This window comes from Curtobacterium sp. MCLR17_032 (assembly GCF_003234795.2).
Taxonomy (GTDB): domain Bacteria; phylum Actinomycetota; class Actinomycetes; order Actinomycetales; family Microbacteriaceae; genus Curtobacterium.
The window spans coordinates 3123316-3142266 of record NZ_CP126268.1; the positions used below are offsets into that span (position 1 = coordinate 3123316).

Below are 18951 nucleotides of genomic sequence, written 5' to 3' on the forward strand. Positions count from 1 at the left end.
GCCCGGTCGCCCCGCCCGCCACACCGCGGCCGGACGCGCGGGTGTGGTACCAACGGTGCATGGCCATCGACGACCGAACCGCTCCGTCCGCCCCTGCCGTCTCCCGGCGTCGATCGGTCCCCGCCGAGATCTCGCGCTCGTGGCTGCTGGTCGCCGGCACCGCCGAGGACCGCTTCGACGGTGCCACCCGGTCCCGCGCCGACCAGGTGATCCTGGACATCGAGGACGCCGTCGACCCGGCTGCGAAGCCCGCCGCCCGCTCCACCGTCGCCGCCTGGCTGGCCGGTTCCGGCGAGGCCTGGGTGCGGGTCAACGACGTCACGACGGACTTCTGGGAGGACGACCTCGAGGAACTGCGCGGCCTGCCGGGCCTGCAGGGCGTGATGCTCGCGAAGACCGAGAGCCCCGCCCAGGTCACCGACACCTGGCACCGTCTGGGCGGCCACACGCCGGTCATCGCCCTGGTCGAGTCCGCGGTCGGCATCGAGGACGCGACGAGCATCGCGAAGGCCCAGGGTGCGTTCCGCCTGGCGTTCGGCAGCGGCGACTACCGCCGCGACACCGGCACGAGCGCGGACACCCTGGCGATGGCGTACCCCCGCTCGCGCCTGGTGGTGGCATCCCGCGTCGGTGACCTGCCCGGCCCGATCGACGGTCCGACCGTGGGCTCGTCGCACCCCATCCTCCGCGAGCAGTCGCAGGTCGCGGTGTCGCTCGGCCTGACCGGCAAGCTCTGCCTGGACACCGAGCAGCTGCCCGTCATCAACGAGGTGATCTCCCCCACGCCGACCGACGTCGCCTGGGCGCAGGACTTCCTGGACGACTTCGAAGCCCGCGGGCGCGTCATCCGCGACGGTTCGGACCTGCCGCGCCTGGGTCGTGCGCAGAAGATCCAGCGCCTCGCCCGGGCGTTCGGCGTGGAGCCCCGGTAGGACGGTCCCATGACCTGGTCGAACGTCCCCGGATCCGGACCCGAACACCACCGCACGCAGCACGACGGCCCCGCACATCCGTGGGGCCCGGGCGCCCAGCGCGCCACCGACGCCGAGCGCGCCGCGTGGGAGCAGGGCGCGACCTCGCTGTTCCCGCCCGGCAGGATCGCGGATCGGGTGTCCACCGTCCTGCTCCTCGTGGCGGGCGCCGTCCTCACCGCCGTCGCGGCCGTCGCGGGCGTCATCGCGGTCGCGTCCGCCGCGACGTCCTGCGGCACGGATGCGACCTGCAGCGTCGGCGGGCTCGTCGGCGGTGCCGTCCTGGCCGTCGGCGGGGCCTTCGTGGTCGGCGTCGTGACGCTGGTGTTCGCGGTGCGGGCCTGGATCCGCCGTCGGACGTCGTGGTGGATCGCCGGCATCGGCTTCGTCCTGGCCGTCGCGGCCGTCACCTGGGGCACCGTGCTCTTCGTGCACACCCTCGACGACCAGGGCGTCGGCCGGGGCGCCGCCGTCGCGACCGCGCAGCTGCCCACCACCTGACCGGTCCTCCCCTGGACGCCGGGCCGACCCCCGGGCGCATGCTGGGCGCATGAAGCAACGAGTCATCGGAGACACGTCCGTCAGCGCCATCGGACTCGGCGGCATGCCGATGTCCATCGAGGGGCGGCCGGACGAACGGCGCTCCGTCGCCACCATCCACGCCGCCCTCGAGGCCGGCGTCACCCTCATCGACACCGCCGACGCGTACCACCTGGCCGCGCACGACGAGGTCGGGCACAACGAGGAGCTCATCGCGAAGGCCGTCCGGGAGTACTCGGGCGACACCTCCGCGGTCCTCATCGCCACCAAGGGCGGCCACCTCCGCCCCGAGGCCGGTGCGTGGGCTCAGAACGGCGACCCGGCGTACCTCAAGGAGGCGGCGAAGGCCTCCGCGAAGCGCCTCGGCGTCGACGCGATCGGCCTCTACCAGTTCCACCGCCCGGACCCGGCCGTGCCGTACGCGGACTCGGTCGGGGCACTCGCCGAACTGCTCGACGAGGGCGTCATCCGGATGGCCGGCATCTCGAACGCCACCGTCGACCAGATCCGGGAGGCCAACCAGGTCCTCGGCGGTCGTCTCGCCTCGGTGCAGAACCGGTTCTCGCCGGTGTTCCGCTCGAGTGAGCCGGAACTCGAGCTCTGCGACGAGATGGGCATCGCGTTCCTGCCGTGGAGCCCCCTCGGTGGCATCGGCGGCGCGGCGGACCTCGGCACCACGGCCGAGGAGTTCGCCTTCCTCGCCCGGGAGCGCGACGTCACCCCGCAGGTCATCGCCCTGGCGTGGGAGCTCGCGAAGAGCGACGTCGTCGTCCCGATCCCGGGAGCGTCCCGCCCGCAGTCGATCCTCGACTCCGTCACGGCGGCGACCGTCAAGCTGCGTCCCGAAGAGGTCGACCGGCTCGACGCGTCACGACCGGACCAGGCGGAGTAGCCGGCCGACCACACGACGCACCACGGGCCTCCCGGCCGGACAGCCGGGAGGCCCGTGGTGCGTTCAGCGACGCGGGTCGCGTGTCAGGACGCGCAGGTCTTGTCGAAGTCGGTGCCGGCGGTCTGGACCGCGGTGGCGGACGACTGGAACGCCGACAGGTCAGCGGACTTCGGGTCCTTGGTGATCGCCTCGAGGCGGGTCACCATGTCGCCGTAGGCGCTCTGGAACGCCTCGGCCTTGCCCTTGACCTCGGTGTTCGTCACCGCGGCGACACCGTCGTCGATGCTCGAGTCGAGCTCCTTGAGCTTCGCGACCGCGGCGGCCGGGTCGGACTGCAGCTTCGCGGCCTGGGACTGCAGGCCCTCGGCAGCGGAGCGGACCTTGCTCTCGAAGGCCTGGCAGGCGTCGGCCTTGGACTGCGTGCCGGACGCGTCGGCGGCCTCCGTCGGCGCGCTCGACGATCCGCTTGAGTTCGCACCCGTCGTCGCCCCCTGCGACGCCGAGCCCGTCCCCGTCGTGCTGCCGCCCGCGGAACAGCCGGTGAGCAGGACCGCGGCGAGTGCGGCGGTGGCGAGGACGGTGAGGTGCTTCGTGGACATGGGATCCCCCGTGAGTTCGCGACGTGTCCCTGATCGGACACGTTCGCGTCCGACAGTACCGACGGCTGCCTCCGGGCGGCCGGGCGGGCCCGGCTTCGCGGTTCGACAGCCGCCGGCGGGCGCGTACGGTCGAGGGATGCGTGCCATCACCTTCTCCCAGCCCGGCGACGTCGACGTCCTGACCCTCGGCGAGCTGCCCGACCCGGTCCCCGGCGACGGCGAGGTCCTCGTCGAGGTCGCCGCCGCCGGCGTGAACAACGCCGACCTGCAGCAGCGCCAGGGGAACTACCCGCCGCCGCCCGGAGCATCGGACGTGCTCGGGCTCGAGGTGTCCGGCACCGTCCGTGCCCTCGGCACCGGCGTCACGGACTGGGCGGTCGGCGACCGGGTGTGTGCGCTGCTCAGCGGCGGCGGGTACGCCTCGCTCGCCGTGGTCCCGCAGGCGCAGCTGCTGCCGGTGCCGGACGACCTGGACCTGGTGGCGGCCGCCGGGCTGCCCGAGGCGGCCTGCACGGTGTACTCGAACATCGGGATGCTCGCCGGACTGCGACCGGGCCAGACCCTGCTCGTGCACGGCGGGACCGGCGGGATGGGGTCGCACGCGGTGCTCTGGGCGAAGGCCCTCGGCGCGCGGGTGGTCGCGACCTCGGGCGGCGAGCGGAAGGTCCGGGCCTCCCGGGAGCTCGGCGCGGACCTGGTGATCGACCACCGGGACGAGGACTTCGTCGAGCGTGCCCTCGCCTTCACGGACGGCGTCGGCGTGGACGTGGTCCTCGACGTCGTGGGCCCGTCGTACCTGCACCGGAACCTCGAGGTCCTCGCACCGAACGGGCACCTGGCGATCATCGCCGCGGGTGCCGGCGCGGATGCGACCCTGCCGATCGGACAGCTCATGCGGAAGCGCGCGACGGTGAGCGGGACCACGCTCCGGGCTCGTCCCGCTGCCGAGAAGGCCGAGATCGTCGCGGCCGTGCGGCGGGACGTCTGGCCGTTCGTCGAGGACGGACGGGTGCGTCCGGTGATCGATGCCGTGGTGCCGATCGCGGACGCAGCGGAGGCGCACCGCCGGCTCGCCTCCGGCGACGTCATCGGGAAACTCCTGCTGGCCACCTGAGAACATCACATGCGAGATGTCGCCAGGTCGCTGCTCCACCATGGGCGGGTCCGACCCCTCCCTGAAGGAGCACCATGTCCCATCGCACCCTCCGCACCCGTCTCCTCGCATCGGCGCTCACCGCCGCCGCGGTGACCGGAGCCGTCCTCAGCGCCACGCCCGCATCGGCGTCCAACGCGATCATCCCGACCCCCTCCGTCCAGCTGGTCGACGACCGCCCGGTGGTCGAAGGGGTCATCGGGGAGTTCGTGTTCCAGGTCGACCAGCACGACTTCCCGGTCCGCGTGCACGCCGAACCGGGCGACCTGCGCATCACCGACGAGGACGGCACCGAGCTCTGCACGGTCAGCGCTGCCGACTTCGAGCGCGACGACTGCCAGGTCCGTGGTCTCGGCCCCGGCAACCACCAGATCACCGCGACCGTGACCAACCGATGGGGCACGGTGTCGTCGGCACCCGTCGCCCTCGAGTCGTACGCACCTCCGCTCCCCGCGCGCAGCGTCGAGCGGGAAGCGTCCGCCCCGGTCGCCGTCAGCTCGATCCGCACCTCGCCCCTGATGGGTGGCTACGCCGCCATCACGCTCCGGACCACGCCGGGCGCCCACCCGACCAGCGTCGTCATCCGTGACGACCGGCGCGGGCTCGCCGGCGGTGTCGTCGACGGGGAGAAGACGTTCTTCGCCCGTGGGATCGGCTCCGGCACGACGGTCCTGACCGTGACGGTCGACAGCAAGACCGTGCTGCAGTTCCCCGTCACCGTCTGATCACTCCGTCCCCGGTCGGCTGCGCTCCGTCGTCATCGAGCGCGCCCGGCCGGGGACGGGGCAGGCCGGTCCAGCACCGGTGCGTCAGTCCCGCCCGCCACCGGTGCGTCAGGCGCTCACGCCGAGCGCTCGCTCCGTGTGCAGGCGCGCTCAGGCAGCGTGCACGCGTGCCAGGAACGCGCGGAGAGCCGGGTGCTGCGGGTCGTCGAGGACCGCGGCGGGAGCGCCCTGCTCGACGACCTCGCCACGGTGCAGGAACACGATCCGGTCGGCGACGTTCCGCGCGAAGTGCATCTCGTGCGTGGTCATGAGGATCGTCGACCCCTGCTGCTTGAGTTCGGTCACCAGGTCGAGGACCTCGCCCACGAGCTGCGGGTCGAGTGCGCTCGTCACCTCGTCGAGCAGGAGCAGCTCCGGGTCCGACGCGATGGCGCGCACGATCGCGACACGCTGCTGCTGCCCGCCGGAGAGCCGGTCCGGGAACGCCGCGGCGAAGTCACCGAGACCGATCCGGTCGAGCAGCCGGCGCGCGTTCGCCTCGGCCTCCGGACGGGAGGCGCGGTGCACCTTCCGCGAGGCAAGGGTCACGTTGTCCAGCACGCTCATGTGCGGGAACAGGTTGAACTGCTGGAAGACGACGCCGATCCGGGCGCGTGTGGCGTCCACGTCGACACGGGGGTCCGAGACGTCCTCGCCCTGCAGCAGCACCTGACCGTCGTCGATCCCCTCGAGCAGGTTCACGGTCTTCAGCAGCGTCGACTTGCCGGAGCCGGAGGCCCCGATGACGCAGATGACCTCGTGGCGGTGCACGGCCAGGTCGATGCCACGCAGGACCTCCTGGTCGCCGAACGACTTGCGCAGGCCGCGCAGTTCGAGGACGGGAGCGGTCGTGTCGGTCACACCGCGCCTCCGATCTGTTCGCGCTGCTGCTGCTTCCGGGCGATCGCGTCGGTGACCCGGATCAGCGGCAGGCTGATGAGCACGAAGAGCAGGCCCGCCACCAGGTACGGCGTGAAGTTCGTCTGCTCCGCCTGGGCGATCTGGGCGCTGCGGACCGCGTCCACGGCACCCAGGATCGAGACCAGCCCGACGTCCTTCTGCATGGAGACGAAGTCGTTCATGAGCGCCGGTGTGACCTTGCGGATCGCCTGCGGCAGCACGACCAACCGCAGCGTCTGTGCGTGGGACAGGCCGAGCGACCGGGCGGCCAGGCGCTGGGACGGGTGCACGGCCTCCATCCCGGCTCGGAGCACCTCGGCGACGTACGACGAGTACGTCAGCACGATCGCGATCGTCCCCCAGAACTCGGGCGCCAGCCGCGGGAAGACGCCGAGACCGGGCAGGCCGAAGCCGACCAGGTACAGCACGATGATGAGCGGCAGGCCGCGGAACAGGTCCGTGTAACCGGTCGCCAGCATCCGCAGGGGGAAGAAGACCGGGTTGCGGAGGCCACGGACGACGGCGAGCAGGGTACCGAGCACGGCGACGCCGATGCTGGCGGCGAACAGGATCCGGACGTTCAGCCAGAGGCCGAGCAGGATGTCCGGCAGCGTCTCCCAGGCGACCTGCGGGTCGAAGAACGACTGCTGGACGGCCGCCCACCCGGGGGTGTTGACGATGCCGATCCACGCCACTACCACGACCACCAGGGTCGAGACGACGGAGACGGTGACGGACCGGCGTCCGCGCTGCCGACGGTAGAGCTGGCGTTCGCGTTCGACCTGGCTGGGTGCCGGCGTGACCAGCGGCGTGCCGGCCCCTGCGGGCGTCGTCATGCCCGCGTCACTTCAGGACCGGGGTGTTCGTCTCGGAGGACAGCCACTTCGTCTGCAGGTCCTGCAGCGTGCCGTCGCCCTCGAGGGACTTGAGTGCCGCGTCGACCTTCGGCGTGAGCTTCGAGCCCTTCGGCAGGACGATGCCGAACTGGTCGCCGGTACCGTCGGCCGGGAACTGCGCCGACACCGTGCCGCCCTTCACCTGCGAGGCCGAGATGTAGAAGGCGGTCGGCAGGTCGGTGACGATGGCGTCGATCTGGCCCGACTGCAGCGCGAGGACGGCGTCGTCGTTGGAGTTGAAGACCTGCGGGGTGACACCGAGCACGTCCTTGACGCTCTGGATGCTCGTCGAGCCGGCCGCGACGCCGATCGTGTCCTTCTTCAGTGCGGCGACGGTGGTGTCATCGGCGGCGTCGGACGCCTTCTTCGTCACGACCGCCTGCGTGGTCGTGTAGTACGCAGACGACATGTCCACGGCCTTCTTGCGCTTGGCGTTGATCGAGAACTGCTGCAGGTTGAGGTCCCAGTCCTTCGCACCCGGCGCGATGGCGCTGTCGAAGGTGCTGCGCTTCCAGACCACGTCGCTCTTGCCGTAGCCCATCTCCTTCGCGACGGCATAGGCCAGGGCGGCCTCGAAGCCCTTGCCGGACTGCGGCTCGTCGTCCTCGACCCAGGGCGAGTACGCGGGCTGGCCGGTGGCGATCGTGAGCTTGCCGTCGGTCACGGTGCCGGCGGCGTTGTCACCACCACCGGACGAGCAGCCGGCGAGGGCGGTCGCGGCGACGAGGGCCGTGGCGAGGGCGATGGTCAGGCGGAGGGGTCGGGTCACGGTCTGGCCTTCGTCAGAGGGGAACAGGGCAGGTCGAAGTGTACTTCGATGTGGGATACCAGCGCGAAGCGGATGACGCAACGCGACGACCGGTGCCGGCCGCGCGTCGGTTCAGTCGGCGAGGGTGAAGTCCTCGAACGAGAACCCGGGCGACACCAGGCAGCTGAGGAGCACCTCGCCCTCGTGCGGGATCGTCCGCTGCCAGACACCGCCGCGGACGAACGCCTGCGCGTCGTTGACCCGGTCGCGACCGGCGTCCGGCCCGAGGGTGATCCGCGCTCCGGGCTCCGGCTGGTCGCCCGACCCGCCGAGTTCGAGCTCGACGGTGTCGGGTCCGTGCCACATCCAGATCTCGTCGCTCGTGACCCGGTGCCAGGCCGAGGACTCGCCCCGGGGCAGCAGGAAGTGGATGAGCGTCGCGGCGGGACGCTCCCCCGCGGGCGTCTGCACGGTGGCCGGGGAGGTCCAGGTCCGGACGTACCACCCGCCCTCGGGGTGCGGCTCCATGCCGAGGGCACGGGCGCGGGACGGGACGTCGAGCCACTCGACGAGGTCGCCGGTGACGGTCCGGCGTGCGGCCATGCCGGGTCGGGGTGCGGTGTCGGTCATCGGGGCTCCTTGCTGGGGGTGACGGGAGATGTGGTCGTGGGTGCCGCACTGGCGGTGCCGGGCACCGTCCGGGCTGCGTCGGCGGTCCGGACGACCCCGCGGATCACGGTCGCCGCAGCACGTCCGCCGCCGTCCTCGACCAGTTCGGCGAGCGCGTCGGGCACGGTCCGCGAGTCGACGTCGAACACGGCGAGGTCGGCGCGGGCGCCCACGGCCAGGTGTCCGATGCGGTCGGGGCCGACGGCGAGACCCATCGCGTGCGCCCCGCCGAGCGTCGCCGCGGCGAGCAGTCGTTCGTGCAGGTCGCGACCGGTGTAGCCCTGCGCGCGGGCGATCCGGTGCAGTGCGGTGACGTCGGCCATCGGGTCGAGCGACGGCGACGACGACAGGGAGTCGGTGCCGACGGCGATCGGGCTGCCCTCCCGCAGGTAGTCCGCGACGGGTGGCGGGTCGAGTCCGATGACGGCGTTCGACCGTGGGCAGAGCGCGACCGCGGTGCCGCGGGCTCGGAGCAGTGCCCGGTCGGCGGCGGTCATGTACACGCCGTGTGCGATGTGGCAGTCCGGGCCGAGGACGCCGAGCCGGTCGACGAACGACGTCGCGCTCGCGCCGAACCCGAGCGCGCGCATCGCCCGGAAGGACGGCACGTTCGCCAGGTGCCAGTCCGCGCCGTGGCCGACGCCGGCGACGCCCGCCAGCCCGGGGATCGGCTCGACGGCGACGCGCTCCCCCTCGAACGCGGCTTCGCCGAGGTGCAGGTGCAGGCGCAGTCCCCGCTGCCGCACGATGTCGGGCAGCTCGAGCAGCGGTGCCACGTCGAGCGAGTACGGCGCGTGCGGTGAGAGCCCAGCGCCGGGGGTGGTCGGGATGCGGGCGAGTTCGTCGAGGACCTGGTCGCGTCCGTGCTGCTGCCAGGCGGCGTTCTCCCAGTCCATCACCTCCCAGTAGGCGATCCCACCGAGGCCGGCGTCCTGCAGTGCGGTCGCCGCGTCGAGGTCGGTGACGACGTCGGCGATGCTCGTCACCCCGGCCGCGATCGACTGCACGGCACCGGCCGCGGCTTCGGCCCGCCAGTCGTGCGGTTCGGCGTAGACGGTGTTGAACGCCGACGCCCAGTCCTCGAACCCGTCGTACTGGCCCTGCCCGACACTGGCCATGCCGGTGTACTGCAGGTGCGAGTGTGCGTTGACCAGACCGGGCAACAGCGCGCCACGCCACCGTCGCTCGGTGAACGGGGTGCCGTCGAGCTGGTCCACCACCCACGAGCGCTCGCCGACGTGCAGGATCCGCCCGTCGCGCACGGCCACGGCACCGTCGGCGATCGGCGGTGCGGTCATCGGCACGACGACCCGCGCCGAGTGCACGGTCGTCGCCGACCCGGTCGGCATCGGCGCGCTCACGCCGAGTCCCCGAACCGTCGCGTGCGGACGTCCGGTTCCCGGTCCGCGGGCTGCGCGGCCGGCCAGGTCGTGTCAGCCGAACGGCCGGGAGGCCCGACCACCGTCCCGAACGCGGCGAGCGCCGCGCGGGCGGTCACCGCGTCCACCTCGGGGTCGATCGGCACGACGGCACGCTCGAGCTCGTCCCCGCGCTCGACGAGCATCCGCACCGCCCCGAGCTGCGCCGCGAAGGACAGGTCCATGATCTCGATCGGATTGCCCTCGGCAGCGGTGATGTTGATGCAGCCCCCGCCGTCGAGCAGGAGCACGTCGGGACCGTCCGAGACGCTCAGGCGTTCGACCTTCCGTCCGATCGTCGTGCGGACCGCTCCGGCGGCGAGCGCGTCGTCGACGGCGACCTCCTGGTCCACCCCGCCGGCGACCGCGACGATCGCTCCGGCAGCGCAAGCCCGCAGCACGGCGAGGCTGATCGTGTCCGGCACCCCGGAGGCACTCATCACCAGGTCCGCGGTCCGGACGGCCTCGGTGAGCGGGGCGACGGTGTACCCGGCGAACAGGGCCTGCAGCGCCCGGACCGGGTCGGGGTCCGCGACGGTGACCCGGAACCCGAGCGCGCGGAGCACGAGGGCGACCCCCTCGCCGACGTGACCGAACCCGGCGACGACGGCCGAGCCTCCCAGCCGGAGCACCGCCGAGGGGTCGTCGAGACCGTCGAGCAGGTCCAGCGCGGCGAACACGGTCGACTGCCCGGTGCCGTACCGGTTGTCGAAGAACGTCTTGGTGCGGGCGTCGTTCACGGCGACCACCGGGATCCCGAGCTGCCCGCGCGACGCCATGACCCGCAGCGGGCGGAGACCGCTCGTGGTCTCCTCGGCGGCGCCGAGCATCGTCGGCAGCAGGTCCCGGCGTTCCTGGTGCACGAGCCGGATGACGTGCGAGCCGTCGTCGATGAGGACGTGCGGCCGGGTGTCGAGCATCGCGAGCGCCAGGTCCCGCTGTTCCGGCACGGTCGCCGTGCTGCTCGCGTGCACCGGGATGCCCGTGCGGCGGAGCACGTCCGCGACGGCGTCGTCGGTCTCGTCGGCGTGGGCGTACACGACGACCTCGGCGCCGGCGTCCTGCAGCAGCAGGGCGAGCACCGCGGTCTTCGGTTCCAGGAACAGGCTGACGCCGATGCGGGTGCCGCGGAGCAGGCTTCCCTGCCGGAGCTCGTCGGCGACCGCGCGGGAGACCGGCATCGAGCGGCGGGCCCAGCGGATGCGGGCCTGGGCGGCGGGGTCGTCCTCGGCGGAGCGGCCGGTGGAGACGAGGAACACGTCGTCGGACGTCGTCGGTACGCCGAGCACCCCGGGTCGGGCGAGCGTCGTCGGACCGAACGCGTCCTCGTCGACGGCGGGGACGTGGCGGCCGGCGTCGACCACGAGCAGCGTGGACCCGCTCGGGCGGTCGGCGGTGGCCTGCTCGACCGCGAGGACGGACTCCTCCGGGGTGCCGAGGCACCAGAGCTGGTCGACAGCGGCTGGATCGGCGGCTGGGTCCTCGGCCGGCCGGGCACCGAGTCCCACGAGCAGGTCGTGGAGGACGGCCGCGTCGCGGGCGTCGCCGCCGACGATGCGGAAGCGCCGGGCGGCGATCAGCATGTTCGTCACCCGGGCGGTGTGCCGCACGGCGGCGGAGGCCCAGGCCAGCACGGCTGGGTCGACGCGGGCTGTCGAGTCGGCGCGCGGCATGCGCCCATCGTAGGGCGCTCCGGACCGCCTCAGCGGAGCGGGTGCGGCGGCGGCGACCCGGCCCAGGTGCCGAGCTGCGCGAGCTGTCGGGCGTCGATCCGCCGGGCCCGCCGCCGGTAGTGCAGGAGCACACCGACCAGGACGGCCACGCCGATCACGGACACGACCGCGAGCCCGGCGATGTACAGCGACGTGACGACGCCGGCGAGGGACGACGGCACGTACCCGTCCTGCGCCGCCGAGAACGGCGTCCCCGTCAGGACGAACGCCAGCAGGGTCGAGATGGTCGAGTTCGAGTCCCACAGCCCGTGCAGCACCGCGACGACGACGTAGGCGACCAGGATCTGCCACGCCCACCGGAACCTCGGTCGCCCATGTGCCACGCCGAACAGCACGGACCCGAGGATCGCCGTCCAGAGCACGTGGCCGACCGGGGACAGCACGGCGCGCGCGACCTCGGTCTGCAGCAGCGAGGACAGGTCGATGCCGCGGATGGTGATCGCGGCGTTGAAGGCGTACCCGGCGGACTCGAACGCCGAGAACCCGGCGCCGACGGTCGCCCCGAGGAGCGCCCCCTGCCGCGCGGTCTTCGGCCGGACCCGCCACCCGACCACGACGAGCAGCACCCCCTTGACGAGTTCCTCGGCGAAGCCGACGAGCAGGTACAGCCCGGCTCCCGGTCGGAGGTCGGACTCGAGCAGTGACGCCCCGAGGACACCGAGCACCCCGCCCACGAAGAACGCGGTGACGAGCTGCATGGTGCTGATCGTGCCGGTGACCCGCTCGATGACGAACAGCACGACCGTGAAGGGGACCAGGAAGCTGCCGATCAGGATGATCGTCGGCACCAGGTTCGTGTTCTGGGTGGCGATCGTCACGATGATCGTCACGACCCAGAGCAGGAACCCGCCGAGCAGGGTCTTCCACCACCAGCCGTGCCGGTGGTGCGGGTGGGCGCTGCCCTGCGCCTCGGTCTCGAGCGTCATGGGGCCATCGTGCTCCCGCGCATGCCGACCCGGTCACCGGGAATACGGAAGGCGCGGCGGACGTAGTGACCGACATGACTGACGAGACGTTCGACAAGGTGACCATGTTCGGCGCGGACTGGTGCCGCGACTGCCGTCGTTCCAAGGCGCTGCTCGACCGCCTGGGCGTGGACTACGAGTACGTCGACGTCGAGGCCGACCTGTCGGCAGCGGACCGGGCCGAGGCGATCAGCGGCCGGAAGAACATCCCCGTCGTGGTGCTGCCGAACGGCAAGCACTTCGTCGAGCCGTCCGACGCCGAACTGCAGGGCGAGTTGGAGTCCTCGGGCGCGGTCTGAGCACCCTCCGCGGCCCCGTCCTGGCGGGTAGCGACCGTTCCTGATGACACGCTGAGTCGATCCGGTGTTCAATCGGGCTCCGGCCCTGAGCTCGGTGATCCGCCGCAGCCTCGGACCGGCCGCGGAACAAGGAGAACACCATGGGCGTACTCGGCCTCATCATCAGCCTCATCGTCATCGGCCTCATCGCCGGTGCCCTCGCCCGACTGATCATCCCCGGCAAGCAGAACATGTCGATCCTGATGACCATCGTCCTCGGCATCGTCGGCTCGTTCGTGGGTGGCCTGCTCGGCTTCCTCATCTTCCAGCACGACCCGACGGACGGCTTCTTCCAGCCGGCCGGCATCATCGGCTCGATCATCGGCGCCGTCATCGTGCTGTTCCTCTACACGCGCTTCGCGGGTCGCGGCGCCCGCCGCTGACGCACGGAACGTCACGACGGGAGGCCCGGTACCAGCTGGTACCGGGCCTCCCGTCGTCTGTTCGCCAGCACGTCCCCCGTCGTCCGGACGCCGCGCAGCACGCGGCGCGTACCGTCCACGTCATGACTGACGAGAACGACACCCGTCGCCCGGAGCAGGACGCAGCGCGACTCGGGCTGGTCGTGGTCGGCGAGGCCTCGGCGCTGCAGTCCGGTGACGAGCAGGCGCTGGACGCGAGCGAGGCGAACATCCGCGACGCTGTCGACGAGCTGGTCGACGTGCCGCTCACCCCGCGCCAGGAAGAGGTCGTCGAACGCCTCGCGCAGGCCGGCGGGACCCTGACGGCGGGCCTCAGCGGTGCGCTGGCGGCCCAGACCGGGCACCCGGTGGAGGACGTCCTCGAGGGCGCGGCCCGCAGCATCGTCTGGCAGGAGCGTCTCGCCAGCGAGGGCGCCCAGGGCCAGGACGGCAGCCGACCAGACGATGGGCGTCAGGACGCTGGGCACCCGGACTCCGACCGTGACCGTCGCGACGACCGCGACCAGGCCTGACCGTCCCGCCAACCTGACCCACCGACAGACGGGAGGCTCCCCACCGGACCGGTGGGGAGCCTCCCGTCTGTCGGTCAGCCGACGGTCACGCCGTCGCGTGCCACCACTCGTCGAACGGCGTCGCGGGCACCTGGCGCTTGTGCTCCGTCGCGCGGTAGCGGGCCTCGATCGCCTCGGCGACCTCGACCGGGACGTCGTGGCCCTGCAGGTAGGCGTCGAGCTCGGCGTAGGTGAGGCCGAGGTTCGCCTCGTCCGTCTGGCCGGGCAGGTCGTCGAGCAGGTCCGCGGTCGGTGCCTTCTCGTACAGCCGGGCCGGTGCGCCGAGGTGCTCGAGCAGCTGGCGCCCCTGGCTCTTCGTCAGGCCGGTCAGCGGGGTGAGGTCGACACCGCCGTCGCCGTACTTCGTGAAGAAGCCGGTCACCGCCTCGGCCGCGTGGTCCGTGCCGACGACCAGGTACCCGCGCTGCCCGGCCACGGCGTACTGCGCGACCATCCGCATCCGGGCCTTGACGTTGCCCTTGACGAAGTCGCTCAGCGGCACCCCGGCGTCCGCGGTGTCCTGGACGACCCCGTCGACCCCGTGCTCGATGTTGACGACGATGCCCGGGTCGGCGGCGATGAACTGCAGCGCGAGCTGCGCGTCGTCCTCGTCGGCCTGCACGCGGTACGGCATCCGCACGGTGGTGAACTCGGCCGCGTGGCCCTCGGCGCGGAGCGACTCGATCGCGAGCTGCGTGAGGCGACCGGCCAGGGTGGAGTCCTGCCCGCCACTGACGGCGAGGACGTAGCCCTTCGCGCCGGTGGTCAGCAGGTAGTCGCGCAGGAAGCCCACGCGCCGGGCGACCTCCTGCTCGGGGTCGATGGTCGGCTGGACGTTGAGGTCCGCGGCGATGGCGGCTTGGAGTTCTCGCACTCCCCCAGTATCCGCCCGGACCACCGTCATGCGCACGGGTTCTCGGCACCTGTGCGTGAACGAGTCCCGTCGCTCCTGGCCACCTGGGACCGCGTCGTCCTCCGGTGGGAGCATGATGCGTTCGCCACACGACTTCGGAGGGGACCGCGCCCGTGCTGCAGATCGACTACGCCACCACCGACGCGGAAGCCGCCTCGCAGTCGCTTGCCTCGCTCTACGACCAGCCGGACGTCAGAGGCGTGGGACCCGGCTTCCGGTACGAGCAGCACGTCCGCGGCGACGGGGAGATGACGCTCGAGCGGTACCACTTCGGCGGTGACATCGAGACCACCGCCGACATCCCCGACGCGCTCGTGTCGGTCCAGGTCCACGGCGGTCGCTTCGCCACGCGCGAGCAGGGCGCGGTCCCGAACGGCTCGTTGCACGGCCTCGGTCCGATCGCGAACGGCACGACCGACGCCGACTTCAGCATCGTCACGCTGCCGGTGCCGGTGCTCCTGCGCACGGGGTTGCGGCACGAGGGCGCCGAGCGCGGTCACCTCGTCGTCGACGGACGGGCACCCCGACCGGAGCTCGCCGGCCACTGGGCCGAGGTCATCGACCACGCCCACACGGTCACCGCCGACCCGACGACGTTCCAGAACGACCTGGTGCGCGCCGAGACGTTCCGGCACCTCACGGCAGCCGCGTTCGCCGCCTTCCCGGTCCACGTCGACGCGGACCGGGTCGTCCCCGACACCGCGACCGCCGGGGCCGTCGTCCGTCGGGCCACCCGGTACATGGACGACCACGTCGCCGAACCGATCGGCGCGGCCGAGATCGCCACCGCGGCCCGGGTGTCGCCGCGCGGACTGCAGGCCGCGTTCCAGCGCGACCTCGGCATCACGCCGATGGCCTACCTCCGGCGGGCCCGTCTGGCCGAGGCACACCGCGAACTGCTGGCCACCGACCCGACCTCCGGTGCCACCGTGTCCGCCGTCGCCCTGCGGTGGGGCTTCACCAACGCCACGCGGTTCGGTGCCGCGCACCGCGACGCGTACGGGCGGTCACCGCAGGAGACGCTGCGCGACGACTCCGGGAGGCGCGGGGCGCGCTGAGCACGCGCCTCCCGTCCGCCGCGTGCTGGCGTCGGTGCTGGTGCCGAGACGTGCTGGTGCCGGGACGTCACTGCTGCTGGACGGAGAAGACGTTGCCGGCGGGGTCCGCGAACCAGGCGATGTCCGGCCCCATGGCGCGGGACCGGCCGCGGAGGACCTGCCGCTCGTCCGCCCACTGTCCGCCGTCGGTCGGGTGGACACCGAGAGCGGCCAGGTCGTCGAGCGCGGTGTCGATGTCGTCCACGACGAAGTTCAGCACCGTGAACGTCGCCGGAGTGTGGTCCGGTTTGCCGTAGACCAGGACGGGGACGTCGGAGCCGGGCAGCAGGAGCTGCATCATCTGGCCGGCGACGAGGACACGGACGTCGATCCCGAGGACGCCGGCGTAGAAGGCCACGGCGGCGTCGACGTCGTCCACGCTGAATCCGCTGTAGGCGCTGGTGGGCTGGAACACGGGGGCCTCCTCGTCCGGGTGCAGCAAGTGTGCACCCGTGGCATCGTCGGCATCCACGGCGCACGGCGCTCGGCATGTACTCACACTTCGGTTCTCCCGCCTGGCAGTGAGCCGCCAGGGCGTGTTACGGTCGAGTCACAGGCCGCGAGCGATCGCCGCCCGTATCGCCTTCAGCCTCGCCTTGCGCGAGGCTGTTGTGCGTCGTGGCCATCAGGGCCATTCACCTGGTTTGTAGAGCTTGCCGCAGCCGTAGATCTTCGAGATCAGTCGGGCCATCACTGCATGCTGTCGAGGGTCTCTCTCAGTCACGGTGTTCCAGCGAGTCCACGTGAATGTGACGAGATCGACAGCCTGGAGCATCCTCGAATGATGACTGGGCGCGAAGTGCACCGTGTCGACGATGGTGTCCAGGCTGCTCTGCATGTAGAGACCAGGTGTGCCGTACGCCTGGTACATCGAGAAGCGCTCACGGTGACGCTCACGGTCATCTCTCTCGTCCGCGATGATCAGCGCCTGGGTCTCCTGCTGCTCAGCCACGGCGTGCACGCGCTGGAGGATGTGGAGGAAACACACCTGCTCCGGCGGGTGGCGGTCCGGATAGCCCTTGCTGATCTGCCGTTCCTCGAGCTTCTTCGGACGCACCGCCCGCAACAGCATCGTCACGCTGCTCTCCGTGACGGCGTCGATGACTTGCTCGAAGATGTTGATGCGGACTCGAGTCGGGACGTCTGCCCACGCATCCTTTCCATGGAACATCGGATGCGCGTGCAGCTCGGTTCCGTGAGGTATCCCGAAGTCCTGCCAGGCGCGCGACATGATGTCATTCAGCTTGGCTGTGAGTGCCTTTGTTTCCATACCATCTGCGAGTAATCCGCCGAAGCCGTAGAAGTCCGCCTTGAATGACTCGTCCACGAAACAGAGAAGCACCAGGACATCATTGCTCATCCGTCGGCTCACCGCGCGAGCGCAGACCAAGCGGTGGATCCCCACGCTCGGGAACGGGACGGACCACCGGAAGTGCCCCTGGAGGGACTCGAACCCCCAACCCTTTCCTTAGGACGGAACTGCTCTTCCATTGAGCTACAGAGGCCGGCTCGACCACTCTAGCGGGAGCCGCAGAACGCTCCCGCTGGTGCAGTCGGCAACAGACTCTGGACGCACGGCACTCTCCCAGCTAGCGTCAGCCGTGGCCCCCGGTCGGGGGCAGTCCCGGACCGAAGGACCCGCATGACCCTCCCCTCCCCCGCGCGCCGTTCCGCCGCGGTCGCCGCCGTCACCGCGGCCGCGCTCGCCGGTGCCCTGCTCAGCGGCACGGCGGCGAACGCCACCACGACCGCCCCCACCACGACAAGCCCCACGGCGAGCAGCACGACGGCCAGCAGCAGTGCGACCAGCCGCGCCGACCGCCACCTCACGCCCCGCACCCACTTCACGATGGCGCCGGACGGCTCGTCGGGGAAGACCGAGGGCGGCGAGGGCATCCCGAACATCGACTCCGTGAAGAAGACGATCGCGGCGTACTACGGCGACCCCGGCACGGGCATCGCGGACAAGACGGACAGCCCGTACATCCGCGAGATGCGCTCGATCGTCGCGAAGCAGACCCGCTCCCTGCAGAAGACCTACGACCGCGCGGTCCGGCGTCACGAGAAGCCGGCGATCGTCCTCGACACCGGCGACACCACGCTCGAGACCTACGACATGGAGGTCGCGGACATGCACTTCGTGTTCGACCCCGCCGAGCAGGACGTCTGGGTGCAGGACCAGCGCTTCCCGGCGACCCCGTCGATGGTGGGGTTCGTCGCTGCCGCGCAGAAGGTCGGCTTCACCGTGTTCGGGCTGACCGGTCGGAACGACGACCAGAAGGCCGCGACGCTCGCCAACCTGGCGAAGGTCGGGTACTCGGGCTTCACCGACGACCACTTCTTCACGAAGTGGACCGGCAAGGGTGCATCGCAGCAGCCGAGCTACGTCACGTGTGCGACGGCGAAGTGCACGACGGTCGAGTACAAGGCCCTCACCCGCAAGCACATCGAGCAGGACCTGGGCTACGACATCGCGCTGAACGTCGGCGACCAGTGGTCCGACCTGCAGGGCGGGTTCGCCGACGCGACCCTGAAGCTGCCGAACCCGACCTACTACCTCCCTTCGGCCGACCTGCCGGGTGTCCATGAGCCGAAGCTCGCCCCACAGACGCGCTTCCGCATGGCTGCCGACGGTTCGTCCGGCCGCACGCAGGGCGGCGAGGGCATCCCGAACATCGACTCGGTCAAGGCGACGATCGCCACGTACTCCGGCGACCCCGGTACCGGCATCGCGAACAAGACGGACAGCCCGTACATCCGCGAGATGCGGTCGATCGTCGCGCGCCAGATCCCCCAGGTCGCCGCCGCCTGCACCGCGGCCGACCGTCGCCACCGCAACCCGGCGATCGTCCTGGACGCCGACGACACGACCCTCTGGACCTACGACATGGAGGTCGCGGACATGCACTTCGTGTTCGACCCGGCCGAGCAGGACGTCTGGGTGCAGGACGAGCGGTTCCCGGCCACGCCCTCGATGACGAACCTGGTGTCCGTCGCCGAGCGCTCCGGCTGCACGGTCATCGGTCTCACCGGACGCAACGAGGCGCAGCAGACCGCCACGATCGACAACCTGCACAGGGTGGGCTTCCCCCAGTTCGCCGCTGAGCAGGACGGACACCGCACCTACTTCACGAAGTGGACCGGCACCGGTACCTCGCAGCAGCCGTCGTACGTGCACTGCGCGACGGCCAAGTGCACGACGATCGAGTACAAGTCGCAGACCCGCGCGTTCATCGAGTCGCGAGCCGGTGGCAGCTACGACATCGTCGCGAACGTCGGTGACCAGTACAGCGACCTGATCGGCGGTTCCGCCGACCGGTCCGTGAAGCTACCGAACCCGACGTACTACCTGCCGTAGCAGGCAGACCCCTGCCCGAGCAGG

The 18951-nt window shown here is 71.5% G+C and carries 21 protein-coding genes and 1 tRNA gene; 10 read left to right on the forward strand and 12 right to left on the reverse strand.

Translation table 11 applies throughout. The annotated features are described in order from the left end of the window. The first annotated feature begins 59 nt into the window (after nucleotides 1-59). The 3 genes from DEI97_RS14845 to DEI97_RS14855 are packed head-to-tail and all read left to right on the forward strand — an operon-like array spanning nucleotide 60 to nucleotide 2403. Entirely contained in the window at nucleotides 60-932 is an 873-nt protein-coding gene (locus DEI97_RS14845) for an HpcH/HpaI aldolase/citrate lyase family protein (protein WP_181439137.1), read from the forward strand. Nucleotides 933-941: 9 nt separating this feature from the next. Then, a complete protein-coding gene (locus DEI97_RS14850; protein WP_111073751.1) occupies nucleotides 942-1472 on the forward strand; it encodes a DUF6264 family protein in 531 nt (176 codons plus the stop codon). Between the two features lie 49 nt (nucleotides 1473-1521). Beyond that, the gene (locus tag DEI97_RS14855) at nucleotides 1522-2403 is read left to right on the forward strand and encodes an aldo/keto reductase (RefSeq protein WP_111073752.1); all 882 of its coding nucleotides are present in this window, start codon (nucleotides 1522-1524) and stop codon (nucleotides 2401-2403) included. A gap of 83 nt (nucleotides 2404-2486) precedes the next feature. Here the strand turns inward: DEI97_RS14855 and DEI97_RS14860 are convergent, their stop codons facing one another. Next, a complete protein-coding gene (locus DEI97_RS14860) occupies nucleotides 2487-3002 on the reverse strand; it encodes a hypothetical protein (protein WP_111073753.1) in 516 nt (171 codons plus the stop codon). 136 nt (nucleotides 3003-3138) lie between these two features. Here DEI97_RS14860 and DEI97_RS14865 point away from each other — a divergent pair, with 136 nt between their 5' ends. Next, entirely contained in the window at nucleotides 3139-4116 is a 978-nt protein-coding gene (locus DEI97_RS14865; RefSeq protein ID WP_111073754.1) for an NAD(P)H-quinone oxidoreductase, read from the forward strand. A 74-nt stretch (nucleotides 4117-4190) separates the two neighbouring features. Then, nucleotides 4191-4880 (forward strand): hypothetical protein, encoded by a 690-nt coding sequence (locus DEI97_RS14870; protein WP_111073755.1) that lies wholly within the window; start codon nucleotides 4191-4193, stop codon nucleotides 4878-4880. A 150-nt stretch (nucleotides 4881-5030) separates the two neighbouring features. Here DEI97_RS14870 and DEI97_RS14875 read toward each other — a convergent pair whose 3' ends face one another. The 7 genes from DEI97_RS14875 to DEI97_RS14905 all read right to left on the reverse strand — a co-directional run bounded on the left by DEI97_RS14875 (nucleotide 5031) and on the right by DEI97_RS14905 (nucleotide 12209). Next, a complete protein-coding gene (locus DEI97_RS14875) occupies nucleotides 5031-5780 on the reverse strand; it encodes an amino acid ABC transporter ATP-binding protein (protein WP_111073756.1) in 750 nt (249 codons plus the stop codon). Continuing rightward, nucleotides 5777-6655 carry an amino acid ABC transporter permease gene (locus DEI97_RS14880; protein ID WP_111073757.1) on the reverse strand — a complete coding sequence of 293 codons (879 nt, stop codon included), beginning with the start codon at nucleotides 6653-6655 and terminating at the stop codon, nucleotides 5777-5779. The genes DEI97_RS14875 and DEI97_RS14880 overlap by 4 nt, the downstream gene beginning before the upstream one ends. 7 nt (nucleotides 6656-6662) lie before the next feature. Then, nucleotides 6663-7484, reverse strand: a complete 822-nt coding sequence (locus tag DEI97_RS14885; protein WP_111073758.1) for an ABC transporter substrate-binding protein — start codon at nucleotides 7482-7484, stop codon at nucleotides 6663-6665. A 111-nt stretch (nucleotides 7485-7595) separates the two neighbouring features. Further along, nucleotides 7596-8093: a cupin domain-containing protein gene (locus tag DEI97_RS14890; RefSeq protein WP_258376629.1), complete on the reverse strand. Its 498-nt coding sequence runs from the start codon at nucleotides 8091-8093 to the stop codon at nucleotides 7596-7598. Next, nucleotides 8090-9493 carry an amidohydrolase family protein gene (locus tag DEI97_RS14895; protein ID WP_349814963.1) on the reverse strand — a complete coding sequence of 468 codons (1404 nt, stop codon included), beginning with the start codon at nucleotides 9491-9493 and terminating at the stop codon, nucleotides 8090-8092. The genes DEI97_RS14890 and DEI97_RS14895 overlap by 4 nt, the downstream gene beginning before the upstream one ends. Continuing rightward, the gene (locus DEI97_RS14900) at nucleotides 9490-11223 is read right to left on the reverse strand and encodes an adenosylhomocysteinase (protein WP_111073759.1); all 1734 of its coding nucleotides are present in this window, start codon (nucleotides 11221-11223) and stop codon (nucleotides 9490-9492) included. The genes DEI97_RS14895 and DEI97_RS14900 overlap by 4 nt, the downstream gene beginning before the upstream one ends. Before the next feature lie 29 nt (nucleotides 11224-11252). Further along, on the reverse strand, nucleotides 11253-12209 hold the full coding sequence (locus DEI97_RS14905; protein ID WP_111073760.1) for a PrsW family glutamic-type intramembrane protease: 957 nt from the start codon (nucleotides 12207-12209) through the stop codon (nucleotides 11253-11255). A gap of 74 nt (nucleotides 12210-12283) precedes the next feature. Between DEI97_RS14905 and DEI97_RS14910 the strand changes: the two genes are divergently transcribed. The 3 genes from DEI97_RS14910 to DEI97_RS14920 all read left to right on the forward strand — a co-directional run bounded on the left by DEI97_RS14910 (nucleotide 12284) and on the right by DEI97_RS14920 (nucleotide 13520). Then, entirely contained in the window at nucleotides 12284-12547 is a 264-nt protein-coding gene (locus DEI97_RS14910; RefSeq protein ID WP_111074173.1) for a glutaredoxin family protein, read from the forward strand. Nucleotides 12548-12687: 140 nt separating this feature from the next. Next, nucleotides 12688-12969 (forward strand): GlsB/YeaQ/YmgE family stress response membrane protein, encoded by a 282-nt coding sequence (locus DEI97_RS14915; RefSeq protein WP_111073761.1) that lies wholly within the window; start codon nucleotides 12688-12690, stop codon nucleotides 12967-12969. Between the two features lie 122 nt (nucleotides 12970-13091). Continuing rightward, complete coding sequence (locus DEI97_RS14920; protein ID WP_111073762.1) at nucleotides 13092-13520, forward strand: hypothetical protein; 429 nt, start codon at nucleotides 13092-13094, stop codon at nucleotides 13518-13520. An 85-nt stretch (nucleotides 13521-13605) separates the two neighbouring features. On the opposite strand, the gene nadE is transcribed toward DEI97_RS14920, so the two are convergent. Then, a complete protein-coding gene (nadE, locus tag DEI97_RS14925) occupies nucleotides 13606-14433 on the reverse strand; it encodes an NAD(+) synthase (RefSeq protein WP_111073763.1) in 828 nt (275 codons plus the stop codon). 152 nt (nucleotides 14434-14585) lie between these two features. On the opposite strand from nadE, the gene DEI97_RS14930 reads away from it, so the two are divergent. Then, on the forward strand, nucleotides 14586-15530 hold the full coding sequence (locus DEI97_RS14930; protein WP_220039169.1) for an AraC family transcriptional regulator: 945 nt from the start codon (nucleotides 14586-14588) through the stop codon (nucleotides 15528-15530). A 67-nt stretch (nucleotides 15531-15597) separates the two neighbouring features. Here the strand turns inward: DEI97_RS14930 and DEI97_RS14935 are convergent, their stop codons facing one another. From DEI97_RS14935 to DEI97_RS14945, 3 genes are all read right to left on the reverse strand, one after another. Next, nucleotides 15598-15984, reverse strand: a complete 387-nt coding sequence (locus tag DEI97_RS14935) for a VOC family protein (RefSeq protein ID WP_111074175.1) — start codon at nucleotides 15982-15984, stop codon at nucleotides 15598-15600. 210 nt (nucleotides 15985-16194) lie between these two features. After that, nucleotides 16195-16974 carry a DUF3800 domain-containing protein gene (locus DEI97_RS14940; protein WP_111073764.1) on the reverse strand — a complete coding sequence of 260 codons (780 nt, stop codon included), beginning with the start codon at nucleotides 16972-16974 and terminating at the stop codon, nucleotides 16195-16197. A gap of 28 nt (nucleotides 16975-17002) precedes the next feature. Then, nucleotides 17003-17074 (reverse strand) — tRNA-Arg (locus DEI97_RS14945). 137 nt (nucleotides 17075-17211) lie between these two features. Between DEI97_RS14945 and DEI97_RS14950 the strand changes: the two genes are divergently transcribed. Next, a complete protein-coding gene (locus DEI97_RS14950; protein ID WP_111073765.1) occupies nucleotides 17212-18927 on the forward strand; it encodes an HAD family acid phosphatase in 1716 nt (571 codons plus the stop codon). The last annotated feature ends 24 nt before the right edge of the window (nucleotides 18928-18951 follow it).